This is a genomic window from Bradyrhizobium sp. LMG 9283, from assembly GCF_045571415.1.
Taxonomy (GTDB): domain Bacteria; phylum Pseudomonadota; class Alphaproteobacteria; order Rhizobiales; family Xanthobacteraceae; genus Bradyrhizobium.
In genome coordinates this window covers 1,630,519-1,646,193 of record NZ_CP120691.1, presented here as the reverse complement: position 1 = coordinate 1,646,193, position 15,675 = coordinate 1,630,519, and the positions used below count along the sequence as shown (strand labels likewise).

Annotated in this window: 13 protein-coding genes and 2 pseudogenes; 8 read left to right on the top strand and 7 right to left on the bottom strand. The window is 61.2% G+C overall.

The annotated features are described in order from the left end of the window. Window positions 1-26: 26 nt before the first annotated feature. Window positions 27-380: an IS66 family insertion sequence element accessory protein TnpB gene (gene tnpB / locus P6U29_RS07760; protein ID WP_091880705.1), complete on the bottom strand. Its 354-nt coding sequence runs from the start codon at window positions 378-380 to the stop codon at window positions 27-29. A gap of 34 nt (window positions 381-414) precedes the next feature. After that, window positions 415-795, bottom strand: coding sequence for an IS66-like element accessory protein TnpA (gene tnpA, locus P6U29_RS07755; protein ID WP_407117047.1), 381 nt, complete (start codon window positions 793-795; stop codon window positions 415-417). Between the two features lie 106 nt (window positions 796-901). Here tnpA and P6U29_RS07750 point away from each other — a divergent pair. Then, window positions 902-1,069: pseudogene (locus tag P6U29_RS07750) on the top strand (ABC transporter substrate binding protein); the annotation flags it as partial. An 858-nt stretch (window positions 1,070-1,927) separates the two neighbouring features. Here the strand turns inward: P6U29_RS07750 and P6U29_RS07745 are convergent. From P6U29_RS07745 to P6U29_RS07725, 5 genes are all read right to left on the bottom strand, one after another. Next, entirely contained in the window at window positions 1,928-2,338 is a 411-nt protein-coding gene (locus P6U29_RS07745) for a phasin family protein (protein ID WP_407117046.1), read from the bottom strand. Window positions 2,339-2,858: 520 nt separating this feature from the next. Further along, window positions 2,859-3,119: a hypothetical protein gene (locus P6U29_RS07740; RefSeq protein ID WP_407117045.1), complete on the bottom strand. Its 261-nt coding sequence runs from the start codon at window positions 3,117-3,119 to the stop codon at window positions 2,859-2,861. 22 nt (window positions 3,120-3,141) lie between these two features. After that, complete coding sequence (locus P6U29_RS07735; protein ID WP_407117044.1) at window positions 3,142-3,294, bottom strand: DUF6876 family protein; 153 nt, start codon at window positions 3,292-3,294, stop codon at window positions 3,142-3,144. Then, window positions 3,294-3,503, bottom strand: coding sequence for a DUF6876 family protein (locus P6U29_RS07730; protein ID WP_407117043.1), 210 nt, complete (start codon window positions 3,501-3,503; stop codon window positions 3,294-3,296). The genes P6U29_RS07735 and P6U29_RS07730 overlap by 1 nt, the downstream gene beginning before the upstream one ends. A gap of 384 nt (window positions 3,504-3,887) precedes the next feature. Then, on the bottom strand, window positions 3,888-4,043 hold the full coding sequence (locus tag P6U29_RS07725) for a hypothetical protein (RefSeq protein WP_407117042.1): 156 nt from the start codon (window positions 4,041-4,043) through the stop codon (window positions 3,888-3,890). A 122-nt stretch (window positions 4,044-4,165) separates the two neighbouring features. Here P6U29_RS07725 and P6U29_RS07720 point away from each other — a divergent pair, with 122 nt between their 5' ends. The 7 genes and pseudogenes from P6U29_RS07720 to P6U29_RS07690 all read left to right on the top strand — a co-directional run bounded on the left by P6U29_RS07720 (window position 4,166) and on the right by P6U29_RS07690 (window position 15,270). Next, a complete protein-coding gene (locus tag P6U29_RS07720; RefSeq protein WP_407117041.1) occupies window positions 4,166-4,585 on the top strand; it encodes a hypothetical protein in 420 nt (139 codons plus the stop codon). A gap of 373 nt (window positions 4,586-4,958) precedes the next feature. Then, a complete protein-coding gene (locus tag P6U29_RS07715) occupies window positions 4,959-8,519 on the top strand; it encodes an AAA family ATPase (RefSeq protein ID WP_407117040.1) in 3,561 nt (1,186 codons plus the stop codon). Window positions 8,520-8,547: 28 nt separating this feature from the next. Further along, the gene (locus P6U29_RS07710; protein ID WP_341511289.1) at window positions 8,548-8,805 is read left to right on the top strand and encodes a DUF4242 domain-containing protein; all 258 of its coding nucleotides are present in this window, start codon (window positions 8,548-8,550) and stop codon (window positions 8,803-8,805) included. A 908-nt stretch (window positions 8,806-9,713) separates the two neighbouring features. Then, window positions 9,714-12,029 (top strand): PAS domain S-box protein, encoded by a 2,316-nt coding sequence (locus P6U29_RS07705; protein WP_407117039.1) that lies wholly within the window; start codon window positions 9,714-9,716, stop codon window positions 12,027-12,029. Continuing rightward, window positions 12,029-12,508 carry a response regulator gene (locus P6U29_RS07700; protein ID WP_407117038.1) on the top strand — a complete coding sequence of 160 codons (480 nt, stop codon included), beginning with the start codon at window positions 12,029-12,031 and terminating at the stop codon, window positions 12,506-12,508. Before P6U29_RS07705 ends, P6U29_RS07700 begins: the two co-directional genes overlap by 1 nt. 435 nt (window positions 12,509-12,943) lie before the next feature. After that, window positions 12,944-14,570: pseudogene (groL, locus tag P6U29_RS07695) on the top strand (chaperonin GroEL). Between the two features lie 508 nt (window positions 14,571-15,078). After that, window positions 15,079-15,270, top strand: a complete 192-nt coding sequence (locus P6U29_RS07690) for a hypothetical protein (RefSeq protein WP_407119268.1) — start codon at window positions 15,079-15,081, stop codon at window positions 15,268-15,270. The last annotated feature ends 405 nt before the right edge of the window (window positions 15,271-15,675 follow it).

Below are 15,675 nucleotides of genomic sequence, written 5' to 3'. Positions count from 1 at the left end.
GCCCCGATGCAGCGAGATTTGTATCTTTACGCAAGCGCTTTCGGCTGCGGGATCCGAGGCGCGTGCATCCGCGTCCAATCCATGCCGGCCAGAAGCGCCGACAACTGCGCGGCATTCATCCGCATCACGCCGGCCACGATGGGAGGCCATTTGAAGCCGTTGCTATCGAGCCGCTTCCAATACATCACAAGGCCGCTGCCATCCCAGACGACAATCTTCACCCGATCGGCGCGCTTCGCGCGGAACACCACCGCCACGCCCTTCATCGGATCATGGCCCAGCGTCTCCTTCGCCAAAAGCGCCAAGCCCTCCGCACCTTTTCTGAAGTCCACAGGTTGCGTCGCCACGTAAATCGTAAGGTTCGCAGGCGGCGTCAGCATGAACGTGTCCGTCGAAGCGCCAAGAACACATCACTCAACACAGCAAGGCCAGGCGCCCCCGCACCTCCACTCGTGCCCCCTGGAGCTCAACCGTCACAACGGCTGCTTCCGGCGACCCGGTGGGCTCTGCGGCCGCCGGTAGCGCCGATTCCGACACCACCGGCACGAACGACAGCGTCTCCGCCGAAGCTGGCAGCACCAACTGGCCCAAACGCGCCCGGCGCCGCCAGTCATGCACCTGCTGGGGCCGGCAGCCATGGCGACTGGCGACGTCTGTGACAACCGCCCCCGGCTCGAGGCTTCCCGCGGCAATCTGTGCCTTCAAATCATCCGGCCAGCGCTTTCGACCTGCGCCAGCGAACACTTCAATACGCGGTGACAACGGTCGTCTTATGTCGTCAGAATGGTCGTCCATTGTGAGCACCCTTCCAGAAGATGACTCTTCTAACGGTGCTCTCAAGACTCCGCACAAACAATCCAAAGGGCCTCGGCGCTACGCTTACGATGATCCCCTCGAACCTCGACTTGCTGCATACGTAGATCGGATTTTGAAAGGGGCCAAACCGGAGCAGCTTCCGGTACAAGAGCCTGTCAAGTTCAAACTGGTGATCAATCTAAAAACGGCCAAGGCACTCGGTCTGGAGGTGCCACCCTCGTTGCTCGCTCGCGCTGATGAGGTGATTGAGTGAGGCCATAGCGACCAGTTTACGCAGTTGCTGCGGCGCACGAGTCAGCAATTGGCCCTTCGCGACCGTTTGCCCGGCGCAGGGACATGTCCGAAGTGTGGGGCAGACCGGAAGTCATTGGCCGAGGCTCAAATCGCCGCTTCTGCGACCACTGGTGATGTCTCCATTTCCCCCGCTGTCGAAGCTTGCGGGGTCCTAGACCTCGCATCGGCTCGGCGCTGCCCAGATCGCGCGCTCCTTTCAAAGCATTCCAATCGAAATAAAGAGCCCAACCTCGGCCAGGAAAGTGGCGCTCATGATGGCGACCGTAAAGAACACGTCGCTCGCCGATAGAGGGTTCATGAATGTCTCGCACCTTGTCCCGGCCGAAATCAATGAGCCGGTCATGCAGCTTGCGTCTGAAGACCGCCGGGACCGAGACAAGGTCGCCGTTGGGGTTCTTTCGGGAGCCGCCGCTATGACGGCGCGATCCGGATGCCCGGCTCGTCGACCCAGGCTTCCCGCGCAAACCACGCGTGATCGGTGCGGCAGATGGGACACCGGGTGCGCGAGAAAAACACCGCGCGGCGTCCAAAGCTCTCGCGATCAGTCTGGATACCGGTGGGAATTGCGTGTCCGGTTTGCGGACATTTGACCATAACCATTCCCATGTTGCCCTCCCTTGCGATTTGTCTTTGTTGTAGTTTGCAGAAAAGCACCGGCCGGTTGGAATGCGCCTGTTGTCGGTGCGGGCTTGGGGGGCATCGCGCACCTTGTTGATCGAGCATGGGGCCGTGGGGGGCGTGCTCGCTCAGCTCGGCGTGCTCCAACCGGCCGGGTCCCTCCTCAAACGAAGCTGGATGTGAAATTGAGCGCGCTTTTTTAGCCGCCGCCTTGGTGGAGAACCCTGGTGAAGTGCTTCCTGATCGGCTCACCCGTTTCCGTCGCGAGCTTCTGGGCAAGCGCCCACAATTCCTTGTTCTGGTCGGAGGCGGTGTCGAACGCCTTGCGCGCTTGCGCCGCCGATAAGGTATAGACATCGGTCGCTGACTTGCTGCCGAACAGATGGACGAAGAAATCGAGCGCAGAAGCGACATTGGCGTTTGAGATTTCGAACACCTTGAGCCCGTAGTCGGTCGTGCATCTCGCATTGCTCGAATAGGTCTCGCGCAGCGCCTCCGTCATCTCTTCCGATGCGGCCTTGATCTTCTCGCAACCTTCCCGTGCGCGGGCGAGGCCTCGCTCGGTAAGCTCGCGCCCCACGCCAGGGAAGGTGACCTTCGAGAAATCCAACCATGGCATCCCGAAAACATTCGTTCCGTTCGGCGTCAATTTCATTTCGCTTTCACTCACGCAACATTCCCTTTCTCAAGCGAAAGCATTCCTCGCAACGCTCGCTTGCGTCACGAGAACTCACGCTCTGTGTTCGATCAGATTTTGGATGAGCCTTGATTTAGCCCCGACCCGACTTTGGGTTAATAGAAACGGGAATGTCGGTTCGGTTTGCGACTCTCACCCAAACTTTTTTCGAGATTGTCAATACAAACCAAGGTATATGTGAGCAGTGCTGTGCATAACAGGGATATTCCAAGGGTGAAGTTCCTTCCTCAGCGCAAGCATTTGCGCAACGTGCCGTTGAGGGCAGTCCGGACTTCGCATCAGCGATCCTTGGACCGCTGCAGACGCGGTCGTCGATGTCAGCTTCTGGGCCCCGAGCCGAACAATGGCCTAAGCTGTTGTCACGTCGGCTGTCAGGGGTAGACCGGTCATCGGTCCACGCTCACCCTCAGTGTAGGGCGTTAAACGGACGTCCTTACGATTTGAGGGAAAGCAGTTTTGCGATCAGCGCGGCGGTCAGCAAGGTGGCGTGACCGTCGGGCGCGATGGCGTACACAAGCGCGCGACGGGTATGAGCCGCCGGGTTTTGCTCGATCTCGCGGGCGGCTTGCATCGCCGCGAGAACGGTGGCCGCCGCTCGACGCGGTATTGACCGCGCCCGAGGAACAGCGATGCGGTGAAGTGATCCGCGTGGCGGATCGTCGATCGCGCGGGTCTCGATCGCGTCGAATGTCATCGGCCGATCTCCAGCGAAAGCGTCAGTGCTCGCTTGGCAGCAGGATGACATCGCCCTCGACCCAAATGGTGATTTGATCGAGAGGGAAATCGGTAAAGTCGATGTCCTCGGAATAGAGGACCGCGCCATTGTCGTTGCCGTCATCGCAGACGAGGCGCGCGGTGCGGTCAGCCATCAGTGCAATCGCCAGACCTGAAATTCCTCGGCCCGAATTTTCGGTTCGAGTTGAAGGCAGGCGATCTTGTCGAGGAGCCAATACGCGCCGCCCGTTTCGGCGAGATACTGCACGCCGTCAGTGTAGAGTATGCGCCCGTAGAGCCCGTGGCGATACCATTCGCCGGTACCGGTGAAGTGAGCCAAATCGGTCGGGGTTAGCTTCGTCATTTTCCCAAACGCCCTTCTTTGTCCGCCCCCGGCGGCGCCGGCCCGGATTGGGCCAAAGCCCCGGGGAAAGGCCCAGAACTAGGCCACTGGTCGGTGGTTGGAAGATCCTTTTGGCTCAGTCCCAGAGGGAAATAATGTCATCAAAGGGGTACAGGGCAGGCCGCAGTGCCCGTAGGGGCGCCACTGGTGGGCGAGAATTCGGCTGGGGGATCGAGCAGGGCGAGTGCCCAAAACGCGCCCCCCGGGCCGGATACGGGCGCCGCCGGGCGCGGCCAACTGATCACATCGGCCCTTGCCGGGCGGCTCCTCATGGTCAGCCCGGAGCGCATCCGGCAGTTGTCAAAGGAGGGGTGGATTGAGAAGCAAGGCCGCGACCAGTTTTTCCTAGTCGATGTCGTGCAAGGCTATCCACTCACGCTCCTGTACGCCCTCGTCTGCTTTCGCCACGGGCCGCAAAGCAGCCCCGCCCCGGTTTAGCGCCTGCATGACGCCGATCCGCGCAAACATCACCGGCCCGTCGCGCTCGACGACCAGGAGCAACGCCTCAATCGCGGCATGCCATTCCGCCGCGTCGCGCTCGGTATGTGGTAGCGCCGCGATGCATTCGCCGGCATTGCGCAGGGTCGTCAGCTCGCGGCCCGGCAGGACGATCGGATCATCGAATGGGCGGGCGGCTGCCGGCCAGCCGGTCCCCAGCCTGTGCTTTCATGCTTTGCCCCTCCACCAACGAGTACGGCGGCGATCATCGCACGCCCAGCATAGCCGCCGCAGCTCTTTGGAATTTCCCGCTGCCGGCAACGCGCTACGATAAGCTCACCGGAACGAATACGGGCAACCCGAGTTTGATTGCCGCTATGGTCAAGCCCTCGCCCGGAATGCGCAGAGTGTTGAGGCAGGCGCACCTATACGGCCGCCTGGTCGCGCACAACGGCAATTTGTATTTCCCCGGCGGCACCCGCCGCTTATGTGGCGAGGAGACCGCAATCGCGATGGTCAAGGCAGGCTGGCTCAGGCATCACGGCGAGGACTATGAGGTCACGCCCGACGGCGTCAGAGCTGATGCGCGGCGCGAAGAACAATAGCTCCGGATCCCGCAGCGCCATTGCCATGAATCGCTCTCTGTCGGATTGCCAGAGCGCAGGCCGTGCTGCCGACGTGGACAATCGCCGTCATAGATCAGCCAGCTTTCCTGGCGGGCGTTGCGGTCCCGGCGGCGAGTTAGATGGGCATGGCGCGGATCAAAGCGCCGGTCGATGCCGTAGGCAAATTGTCAATGGATGGGGGATGAGATCGGCGCCGAGCTACTGCGCGTTGGGGTGTGGATAGGTCCGCTTTCGCGGGTAGACCGGGCCTGCCTCATGCGAGTTTGGACCGCCGCTTTTTTGACCCGAAAGAGACATTGGGTGCCAATTTTGATAGGCTAATCCGGTTCTTGCTAAAGACGAGGGGCGCCCGATGCGGACCCCGATGTCGTCAGTTGCAGAGTGGTTGGCAACGCTCGGGTTTTCCGAGTACGCGGACCGTTTTGCCGAAAACGACGTCGACATCTCCGTCCTGCACCTTTTGACCGATCAGGATCTAAAGGAGCTTGGCGTGTCGCTTGGCCACCGGCGCAAGATGCTGGCAGCGATTGCCGAGTCCTTCGGGGGCGCGCTACCGGCGGCAAGCACCAACTCTCTCCATGCGAACGATCAGCCGTTGCCGCGCGCTCCCCCGGAGCGGCCGCCGGAGCGACGCCTGCTGAGCGTCCTGTTCTGCGACCTGGTTGGTTCCACGGAGCTGTCTCGTCGGCTCGATCCCGAGGATCTGCGCGAGGTGCTTCGCAGCTATCAGGATCGGGTCGCCGGCGCGGTCACCCGTTATGGCGGCTACGTCGCCCGGTTCATGGGCGACGGCGTCATGGCGTATTTCGGATGGCCATGCGCCTATGAGGATCACGCCGAACGCGCGGTCCGAGCCGGGTTCGAGGCCCTGGGCGCCGTGCAACTGCTGAAGCCCAACGATGTCGAGCTCGAGGCCCGCGTCGGCGTAGCCACGGGGCTCGTCGTTGTCGGGGACCTCGTTGGAGGCTCGGTCCGCGAGGAAGGTGCGGTGGCGGGTGAGACGCCCAATCTCGCAGCCAGGCTCCAGGCGAGCGCGCGGCCGAGTCAACTCGTCATCGCGGAGGCGACCAGGCGATTGATCGCCGACGCCTTCGTCGTCGAGGACCTCGGTGAGAAGCACCTCAAGGGATTCGGGACAGGCACCCGCGTGTATCTCGTCAAGTCCGAGCGAGAGGTTGAAAGCCGATTCCACGCGGCACATGCCGGAGAGCTGTCGCCATTCGTAGGTCGCGTGCACGAGGTCGCGCTGCTCGTTGAAAGGTGGGAGCTTGCGCGCGCAGGAGAAGGACAGGCAATCCTGCTCTCGGGGGATGCCGGTATCGGCAAATCCCGGCTGGTGCAGGCCTTTACAGAAAAGCTGGGCGCGACGCCGCATGTCGTCCTGCGTTTTCAATGCTCACCCTATCATACCCACAGTACCCTGTTTCCGATTGTTCAGAATCTCGGCCGCGCCGCCGACTTTCGGCCAAGCGATAGCAACGACCAACGGCTCGACAAGCTCGAGCATATGCTCGCCGACGTGGGCGCCGACATTCGGACGGTGGCTCCGGTTTATGCAGAGCTTCTGTCCCTCGATTGCCATGATCGGTACGGCAAGATCGACCTGACGCCACAGCAAAGGAAGAGCCTCACACTGCAGACGCTGGTCGACCGGTTCCTGCAGCGCGCCGCGCGCTCTCCAGTGCTGATTATTGTCGAGGACGCTCACTGGATCGATCCCACTACCACCGAGCTGCTCGATGTGCTGATGGCGCCAATCAACCGAGCACCGATCATGTTGCTCGTGACACACCGGCCGAGCTGGACTTCTGAATGGCCCGGCCTTTACGACCATGTGCTGCAGCTTTCCCTCGGGCCGCTGGCAAAGCCTCAGATCGCCGACATGGTGCGGCACATCGCCGGCACCACTGCCAGCCCGCGCATGATCGACGAGATCGTCGGCCGGACCGATGGCATTCCCCTGTTCATCGAGGAGCTGGCCCGCTCTCTGGTCGAGCGCGAGGCCGGCGCGGGCGAATTTGAGGTGGGGCTTCCGGCGACGCTGCAGGGCTCCTTGATGGCACGCCTCGATCGCTGCCAGCCGACCGCGAAAGAGACCGCCCAAATCGCCTCTGTCATCGGGCGCGAGTTCAGCCGAGAGCTGCTTGCTCATGTGTGCGATTTTCCGATCGCCGATCTCGATGCGGCCGTCGCCGAACTGATGGCGGCGCATCTGGTTCTGAGAGGGGGTCCTTCCGAGGATGCCTTGGCGTTCAGGCATGCCCTCATTCAGGACACGGCATACCAGTCCCTGCTGACGAGCAGAAGACAGCGGTATCATGCGGCAATTGCCCGTGCCCTTGCCGAGTACCGCCGTGAGACAGCGGACACCCAGCCGGAGCTGGTTGCGCGGCACTTTTCCGAGGCCGGACTACCACAGTTGGCCCTGCCGTTCTGGCGGCGTGCCGGCGAGCGCGCGCTGGCGCGCTCGGCGAACTACGAGGCCATCGATCATTACGGGAAAGCCCTGGCCATCGCCGAGAGACTGCCCGATTCGGAAGGGCGCGAGGACGCCGTGCTCGAGACAAGAATCGCATTGGGTCGGGCGCAGTCGGCGGCCGGCCATCTGCAACAGGCTTCCGTCACATTCGAGCGCGCCGCCGGCGAGGCACGAGCCCGTGGAAACAGCGATGCGCTCGCCAACTGCGCCATCGGTTTTGGCCACGCCCGGTTCTACTATCACGACGCCCTTGAACCTTCCATCGCGCTGCTGCTCGAAGCCTTATCGGCGATCGAAGGAGGAAACAGTCGGCAGCGCTGCCAGATATTGAGTGCGCTCGGTAGAGCGTTCTTGATGAAGGGTGATTTCGAGCGTGCTGACGTGTTCAATTCCGAGGCGATCGAAATGGCGCGCCGCCTCGAGGACGACCGCTCTCTCTGTGAAGTTCTGTTTACTCCATTTCTGGTGCCGGCAGCCCTCTCGGGGACACAATCTGCGGACCTGCGCAACCGCCTCAGCGAGGCGCTCGCCATTGCCGATCGGCTGAATGACGCCGACCTCCGCACCCGAATCCTTTCTGTGCACATCTATTATTCGGCCGAATTTGGCGACTACCAGGGGATGATCGCGGCTTTGGACCAGTTTCAGTCATCAATTGAGGGCCGTCAGATGCTGCACCAGGAATGGGTTGCGCAGCTAGGGCGAGCCATGCAGGCTCTTTTGATCGGCGACTTTGCGGCCGCCGAGAACCTCGCCGAGAACGCGCATGCGATGGGTCGCAGGACGCATGGGGAGAGTGTCGAAGGCGTCTACGGCATGCAGATGTTCACGGTCCGGCGTGAGCAGGGACGCCTGGCGGAGATTGCCCCTGTCATCAAACAGTTGATCAATGACGAACCAGAAGGCAATACCTGGAAGCCCGGATTCGCGCTCGTCGCGACGGAGCTGGGCTTCAAGCCGCAGGCACAAAAGATGCTGGACGAGTTGCGGCAGACCGATTTCGCCTTCCCAATGGATGCGAAGCGGAGCACGACGCTTTCCTATCTTGCCGATGTTTGCGCGGCGCTCGAGGACGAGCGCTGCGCGCGTGCCTTGTACGATCTGCTCGAGCCCTACCGCCACATGACCGTCACGGCCGGTATCGTGACCGTCTGCTACGGATCGGCCGGCCGCTTCCTCGGAGCTCTCGCCGACGTGCTCGGCGACTGGAATCGCTCCGAAGAGCACTTCGAGGAGGCGCTACGGATGGACCGGCACATGCATGCATGGCCTTGGTTGGCGCACGCGCAGAACCGATACGCGCACATGCTGCGCCGCCGCGGCCGCCATGGCGACATCGCACATGCCGATGCGCTGTTGAACGAATCTCTGGCGATGGCAAGTCGCCTGAACATGACCGCTCTGCTTACGAGGCTGCGCGGTCAACTGCACTGACGTGCCGAGTGGTAAACGGGAGAGGTCCATGCCGCGCTTCATTATCGAGCGAAACTTCGCAGAAAAACTGGAGTTCACGAAGGAAGGAGTCGACAGAGTCGATCTCATCAACGATGAAGAAGGAGTGAAGTGGATCTTCTCCTTTCTGAGTGCCGACAAGCGCAAGACCTACTGTCTTTATGAGGCCGAAAACGCCGACGCCATTCGCAATGCGGCAAGGCGCGCCAATATTCCGGCCGACGTGATCATCGAGGTCGACCAGGTGACGCCGGAGATGTTTGCGTGAGAGGTCTCATGGCGCCGGGTGGCCTTCTGGCCCCGACCGACGAAACGCGGCGCCATTCCTGGAACTATTGGCGCGAACGGCGTGCGACCCTCAGCACCATTTCCAATGGGAAGCGGGGTGTCGTCCCACACGTTGAGCCATCGGAGCAAGAATCGATCTGAGCCTCAGCGCATTGAAGAATTCGGCGCGTTAAATTGCCTATGAATCGGTCCAGTCCATCCTCGGTAAGTTGAGCTATCTCGAGCAACCGATGTCCAATTAGGACTAGGGCAGTATCATCCCACCGCTCCCAAGCACGAAAGCCGGAATGGTTCTCTCGCGTTTGATAACTTGCACCGACGCGCGAGATAATAATCCAAAGAGGTTGATCACTAGACCTTAGTCGTGTGTAGGCGAACGAGTTCCGTCTTGCGGGCGTGGTGCTGTGCTCGACGGGTTTCGCCGAGGCTCGGGGCGGCGGTCATTCCAGCGGCGCCATCTCGTATGACATTGGCAATTATACCTCCAGCCAACGGCGGTAGCTATATCGGTGGATCGGCTTCGTCGCACAAGGCGGCCGGCTCCACTCAGCGAGCGGGGCGGAGAGCCGATGAACACAGGACAACGCTGGCAGGCGGATGCCGCGGTCGATATCAATCGGCAGCTCGGAGCCGATAATAGCATGAAGCCCGCGGGACGTTTAAACCCGTTGACCCCGCCTCGCATTCGGGCACCCGCCAGATCCGAAGGGCGGCGAAGTCTCCTACATCTCTGTCATAGACGTAGCCTCGCTAGACTGCTCGGTGGAACTTTTGCCGATTCAGGTGATTAACGAGTGCTTTGCACATCCTGGAACTTCGCCGGTCATCGCACGGTAGGGACAGCGGCCGTAAGGCTGAGATGTCCGGCCATCGCGTCGGAGCGAAATAATGAACATCCAAGGACGGCCCGCCCCGCGCCTCGAGCCGATCGATTCCCCTACCCCCACTACCGAATTGCACAGCTCCAGCGATGACCGCCTCGCCGCGACGTACGAGCATGTCGGGGCAGGCATCGTAGAAATCGACCGCAACGGCCGCATGTTGCGTGTTAATCAGCAGCTTTGCCGGCTGACGGGTTATACGTCGTCCGAACTTCTCGGCCGCACAATTTTCGATGAGACCTTCCCGGAAGACCTCGCGGAAGATCGCGACCTTTTTCGCCAACAGCTCGCCGGCGCGTTCGAGCATTACAACATCGAAAAGCGCATCTACCGCAAAGGTGGCGGCCATTTCTGGGCATCAGTGACGTCATCGAGCGTGCGCGATGCGCAAGGTCGATTTCTCTACGCGGTTCGCGTGCAGCACGACATCACGGACCGCAAGCGTGCCGAACAGGCGCTGGCGCATCGCATGCAGGAGCAGGCGGCGTTGTTTGCGTTTTCCGAGCGGCTTCAGCATTGCTCGTCAGATCAGCAGATTCATGCGGCGGCGCTCGATGCCATTACGCGCGCCCTCGCCTGTGACCGCGCGTCGATCTTGCAGCTCGACCAGGCCGGCGTAATGCGTTTCGTGGCCTGGCGCGGCTTATCAGACGACTATCGCAAGTCCGTTGAAGGGCATTCTCCTTGGGCACCGGATGAAGCCGATCCGCGGCCTGTTTGCGTGGAAGATGTGCGGGCTGCCGATCTTTCTGACGAGCTCAAGCGCACTGTGCTTGGCGAAGGTATTCAAGCCACGGCCTTTATCCCGATCGTGCAGGACGGGCGCCTGGCGGGCAAATTCATGGCTTACTATTGCGCCGTGCATGCATTCGATGAGGCTGAGATCGAGGTGGCGCTGACGCTTGCGCGGCTTCTCGGGTTCAGCCTCGCGCGCCTCAGTGGTGAAGACGCGCGCAAGGCCGCCGAGCGCGGCGCCCAGCAGCTCGCCGCGATCGTGGAATCCTCTGATGATGCCATTGTCAGCAAGGATCTCGATGGCGTCATTCAGACGTGGAACGGGGGCGCCGAGCGGCTCTTCGGCTATAGCCGCGAGGAAGCTGTTGGGCAGCCGATCACGATGTTGATCCCTGCCGATCGCCAAGACGAAGAGCCGCACATCTTGGCCCGGATCAAGGCTGGCGAACGCATTCACCATTATGAGACGATCCGTCAGCGCAAAGATGGGACCACCTTTGATATCTCGCTCACGATATCGCCGATCAGAGATCGCTGGGGACGCATCATAGGCGCGTCCAAGATCGCCCGGGATATCACCACGCGGAAACAGGCGGAGGCGCGGCTCAGGGAAAGCGAACGGCGGCTACAGGAACTCCTGGCGGCGATCCCCGCGGCGATCTACACGACGGATGCCCAGGGCAAGATCACTTACTTCAACCAGACCGCGGTCGAATTTGCCGGACGAACGCCGCTTCTGGGAAGCGACGAATGGTGCGTGACCTGGAAGCTCTTTTATCCTGACGGCACGCCTCTGCCGCACCACCAGTGTCCGATGGCGGTGGCGCTGCGCGAAGGACGGGCCGTACGGGGTGTGGAGGCGGTGGCCGAGCGCCCCGACGGAACGCGTGTGCCGTTCATTCCCTTTCCAACGCCGTTGCGCGATGCCTTCGGGAACATCACCGGCGCCATCAATATGCTGGTCGATCTCAGCGAGCGTAAGCAAGCTGAAACGCAGCAGCGTTTGCTGCTGAACGAGTTGAACCATCGTACCAAGAACAACATGCAGATGCTGCAGGCGCTTCTGCTGGGCGCGGCGAGGAGTGCACGAAGCGAGGAAGCGCGCCGCGTGCTCGAAGAAGCCAGCGGCCGGATCGCGGCCATGGCGGCCGCGCAGCGGGTGCTGTACGGGACTCCCGATGCGAGCCAATTTTCGGCGGATCAGTTTTTGGGCGCGGTCGTCGAGACCATTCAGCAGACCTTGCCGCCCGGCATTCGTATCGCCAGTGCACCGGCAACTGGCGTCCTCTCCAACGATAGTGCGATGCCGCTCGCCTTGATTGCCAACGAGCTTTTGACCAATGCGGCCAAGCACGGCGTGGACGCATCGGGGCGCGGGACCATTCGCGTCAGGTTGACGGAGCAGGACGGAGCATTCGAACTGTCGGTCGAGGACGAAGGACCGGGGTTTGATCTCGAGGCCGTCCGGCATAATTCCTCGGGCCTGCGGCTCGTGCTTGGTCTGGCGCGCCAGCTTCAGGGACGTTTCGAGGTAACCCGAAATCCGTCCTGCGCCCGCCTCCACTTCGCTCCAGGTCGAGGCGCTTAATGACGGAGTCCGGCTTCCCGCAAACGCCTTTTGAGGCATCCGGGTCAGACCGTCCGCGCGATCCGATCAATGACCGGAACGAGAGTCACGAAATCGAGCGGACCGGGCAGCCGCGCGGCGTGCTGGTGGTAGAGGACGACTTCTTGATCGCGATGCAGGCGGAGGCGGCGCTGCTTGATGCGGGTCTAGAGGTTGTCGGTCTTGCGGCGACCGCCGAGGAAGCCTTGGCGATGGCCACGCAGCAACGGCCCGCCCTTGTCGTCATGGACATAAGGCTTGCCGGCACGCGGGACGGTATCGAGGCCGCGGGCGATCTGTTTCGCGCGTTTGGTCTGCGCTGCGTCTTTGCGACGGCCCACGACGATCAGCAGACCCGCAACAGGGCCGCGCCCTATGCGCCGCTCGGCTGGCTTGCCAAGCCCTACACGATGGCGTCTTTGGTGGGGCTTGTGCGCGAGGTGCTTTCGACACAGGACTAGCAACGGCCAAGCGATCCCTGGAGGACCGGAGCCAGGAGTTTCCTGAGCGCGTGGCTCTCAAAAAGGCTTCTGAAAACGTGCGACAGCCGCCAAGCTCGATCTCAATGATGCCAGCCCTGCGATGCTCAGGCGTTGAAGATGCCTGTTGCGAGGGGTTCATCGCTACCGGAGTCGGCGCCGAGGCGATCTCGACCGGAACAAGCGCCCGCATGATCTCACCGCTCAGCTGACCCTGGCGTGCCTGCCGGCGCCAAACCGTGAACAAATTGGGATGAACATCATGTCGGCACGCAACCCAATAACACTTGCCGCAGGCGCCAATCTTCCCGATCCAATGTCACGGTTGCCAGACAAGCCCACGGCCGATGTCGTTACGTTCGAGTGCATGGAGCACGTGATCTTGAGGTCGCGCAGGTAAGTTTGGGAGAGACCATCATGACCGCAAAGGAGGTACGATTCTCGACAGAGGCCCGAGACAAAATGCTGCGTGGCGTCGACATTCTGGCCAATGCCGTCAAGGTGACGCTAGGCCCGAAGGGTCGCAACGTTGTGCTTGAAAAGAGCTTCGGTGCGCCTCGCATTACCAAGGACGGCGTAACAGTTGCGAAGAAATAGAGCTCGAGGACAAGTTCGAGAACATGGGAGCACAGATGGTCCGCGAGGTTGCCTCAAGGACCTCCGACCAGGCCGGCGATGGCACAACCACTGCTACCGTTCTGGCACATGCAATTGTCCGTGAAGGCGCCAAGGCGGTCGCAGCGGGCATGAATCCCATGGACCTTAAGTGTGGTATTGATCTCGCGGTCGACGCGGTCGTCGATGAACTAAAAAAGAATACGAAGAAGCTTACGTCAAACGACGAAATCGCGCAGGTCGCGACGATTTCCGCCAATGGTGACAAGCAAATTCGGACGCTTCCTGGCCGATGCAATGAAGAAAGTCGGCAACGAGGGGGTGATCACGGTGGAGGAAGCCAAGTCACTCGAGACCGAGCTGGAGGTCGTCGAAGGCATGCAATTCGACCGCGGCTACATCTCGCCCTATTTTGCCACCAACACGGAAAAGATGCGGGCCGAGCTGGACGATCCATACATCTTCATCCATGAAAAGAAGCTCTCAGCGTTGCAGCCGATGCTGCCCTTGCTGGAAGCCATCGTGCAGAGCAGCAAGCCCCTGCTTATCATCGCCGAAGAAGTAGAAGGTGAGGCGCTTGCGACGCTTGTCGTGAACAGGCTGCGGGCTGGATTGAAGGTCGCCGCTGTCAAGGCGCCCGGGTTCGGCGACCGGCGGAAAGCCATGTTGCAGGATATTGCGATCATTACTGGCGGCAACTTCATTTCCGAGGAACTCGGCACGAAACTCGAGAAGGTCACGCTCAATATGCTGGGACGCGCCAAGAAGGTCACGATCGACAAGGACAATACGACCATCGTCAGCGGTACCGGCAAGAAATCGGAGATCGAGGCGCGCATTAAGCAGATCAGAACCGAAATCGAAGAAACCACCTCCGACTATGATCGTGAAAAGCTGCAGGAACGGCTGGCAAAGCTTGCCTGCGGCGTCGCCGTGATCCGGGTGGGGGGCGCGACCGAAATCGAGGTCAAGGAGCGGAAAGACCGCGTCGACGACGCAATGCATGCAACGCGCGCCGCCGTTGAAGAAGGTATTCTTCCGGGCGGCGGAGTGGCGCTGCTGCGGGCCACGATGGCCTTGGCGAAGCTCAAGCCCGCAAACGACGATCAGCGCCACGGCCTGGAGACCGTGAAGCGAGCGCTCACCTGGCCCGCGCGGCAGATCGCGGAGAATGCGGGCGAAGGTGGTCGGAAAGGTGCTTGAGAGCAAGGACTACGCCTGGGGCTTCGATGCCCAGACAGCAGAATACGGTAATCTGTTCGCGAAAGGCATCATCGACCCGGCCAAGGTCGTAAGGTCCGCGCTACAGGACGCAGCTTCAATTGCCGGGCTTTTGATCACGACAGAGGCCATGGTCGCCGAAATGCCCAAGAAGAAGGATGGAGCCGGCCAACCCGTCCCCGCCGGTCCTGGCGCAATGGACTTCTAAGGGCACGGGCAACGTGCGGTTAGAGGGGCCTATTTCTGGGCCCTTTTCCGCCGCGCGCAAGAAGCCATTGCTACAGAAGCGGCCGCCGCCGCTTGGGTAGTACCTTGATCCGCCCGAGCATGGCCATCATCATGGCCATCATAATGACGCAAGCTTCACCTCCCCGGCGACTTCCGGTCCCAGCGCGCTATACCGGCTTTGCTAGCAGTGAACAATGCTGAGAGGTTGGTTAGGTCGGGCGCTCTACATGCTGATTGCGTCTGTGCCGCCTGCCTTGGCTCCGCCGATGTTTTCTGTGATTGGTGTCGATCGCGATCTTTTTTGGCAGTGACGGAGTTGTCAGCGCCTTCTCAAAGTGAGTAACGAATGCCTCGCGTTGACAGTTCGCTTGCCCACTTCACAAGTTTGTTGCGTCGACCACGACAGTAATGTCGGGCACTTGCTGATTTGTTAGTTGAAAGATCGTCGCCGTGTGCTAACAGGCGCCCGGCATATTGTCATTCAGGAGCTGAGTAAATTGAAAGCACCGAAGAAGAAGCGAGTGCGTCGCGAGTGGACCCCTGTTGAGTTGCGTGCTCTCAAGCAACACTCGAAGAACCGAACGCCAGTTGTGAAGATCTCGAAGGAGATGAAGCGCACGATCGGCGCACTACGTCAAAAAGCCCTCGCGTTGGGCATCGGTCTGGGACACCAACGCTGACGCGGTCGGAGCCCCGCAGCGACTTGCTGCGTGGCCCGATCATATATTGGACGGTGTCTACTTCGTGGGCTCGCTCGGCTCTCGCAATGATTGCGGCGAGCCGCTTACCTGGCTCAGCTGAGGCGACTCGGGTTAGAACAGGCGGCCGCCCTCAATGCGATCCATCGAGCTCAGATCGTCGTAGGGCTGCGGCACATTCGTTGGATAACACGAGTAGATAAACGATAGCCCGGCTCACGCCAGGGACTCCCAGCAGGCTGGCCTGCACTTCGAAGCTGCGCTGGATAGCACTTTCCGCCCTGTGTGCGTCAAGTTCAGCAAAATTGATCATGGGGTCCGGCCGAGCCATCCCTCGGAGCCGCCGTCGCTCGCTTGCCCAAAAGCGTAGCGCTGGCGAGCGACGGC

Coding starts and splice junctions, on each gene's coding strand:
- tnpB (WP_091880705.1), bottom strand. CDS start 380: ATGCTGACGCCGCCTGCGAACCTTACGATTTACGTGGCGACGCAACCT.
- tnpA (WP_407117047.1), bottom strand. CDS start 795: ATGGACGACCATTCTGACGACATAAGACGACCGTTGTCACCGCGTATT.
- P6U29_RS07740 (WP_407117045.1), bottom strand. CDS start 3,119: ATGACATTCGACGCGATCGAGACCCGCGCGATCGACGATCCGCCACGC.
- P6U29_RS07735 (WP_407117044.1), bottom strand. CDS start 3,294: ATGGCTGACCGCACCGCGCGCCTCGTCTGCGATGACGGCAACGACAAT.
- P6U29_RS07730 (WP_407117043.1), bottom strand. CDS start 3,503: ATGACGAAGCTAACCCCGACCGATTTGGCTCACTTCACCGGTACCGGC.
- P6U29_RS07720 (WP_407117041.1), top strand. CDS start 4,166: ATGGGCGGGCGGCTGCCGGCCAGCCGGTCCCCAGCCTGTGCTTTCATG.
- P6U29_RS07715 (WP_407117040.1), top strand. CDS start 4,959: ATGCGGACCCCGATGTCGTCAGTTGCAGAGTGGTTGGCAACGCTCGGG.
- P6U29_RS07710 (WP_341511289.1), top strand. CDS start 8,548: ATGCCGCGCTTCATTATCGAGCGAAACTTCGCAGAAAAACTGGAGTTC.
- P6U29_RS07705 (WP_407117039.1), top strand. CDS start 9,714: ATGAACATCCAAGGACGGCCCGCCCCGCGCCTCGAGCCGATCGATTCC.
- P6U29_RS07700 (WP_407117038.1), top strand. CDS start 12,029: ATGACGGAGTCCGGCTTCCCGCAAACGCCTTTTGAGGCATCCGGGTCA.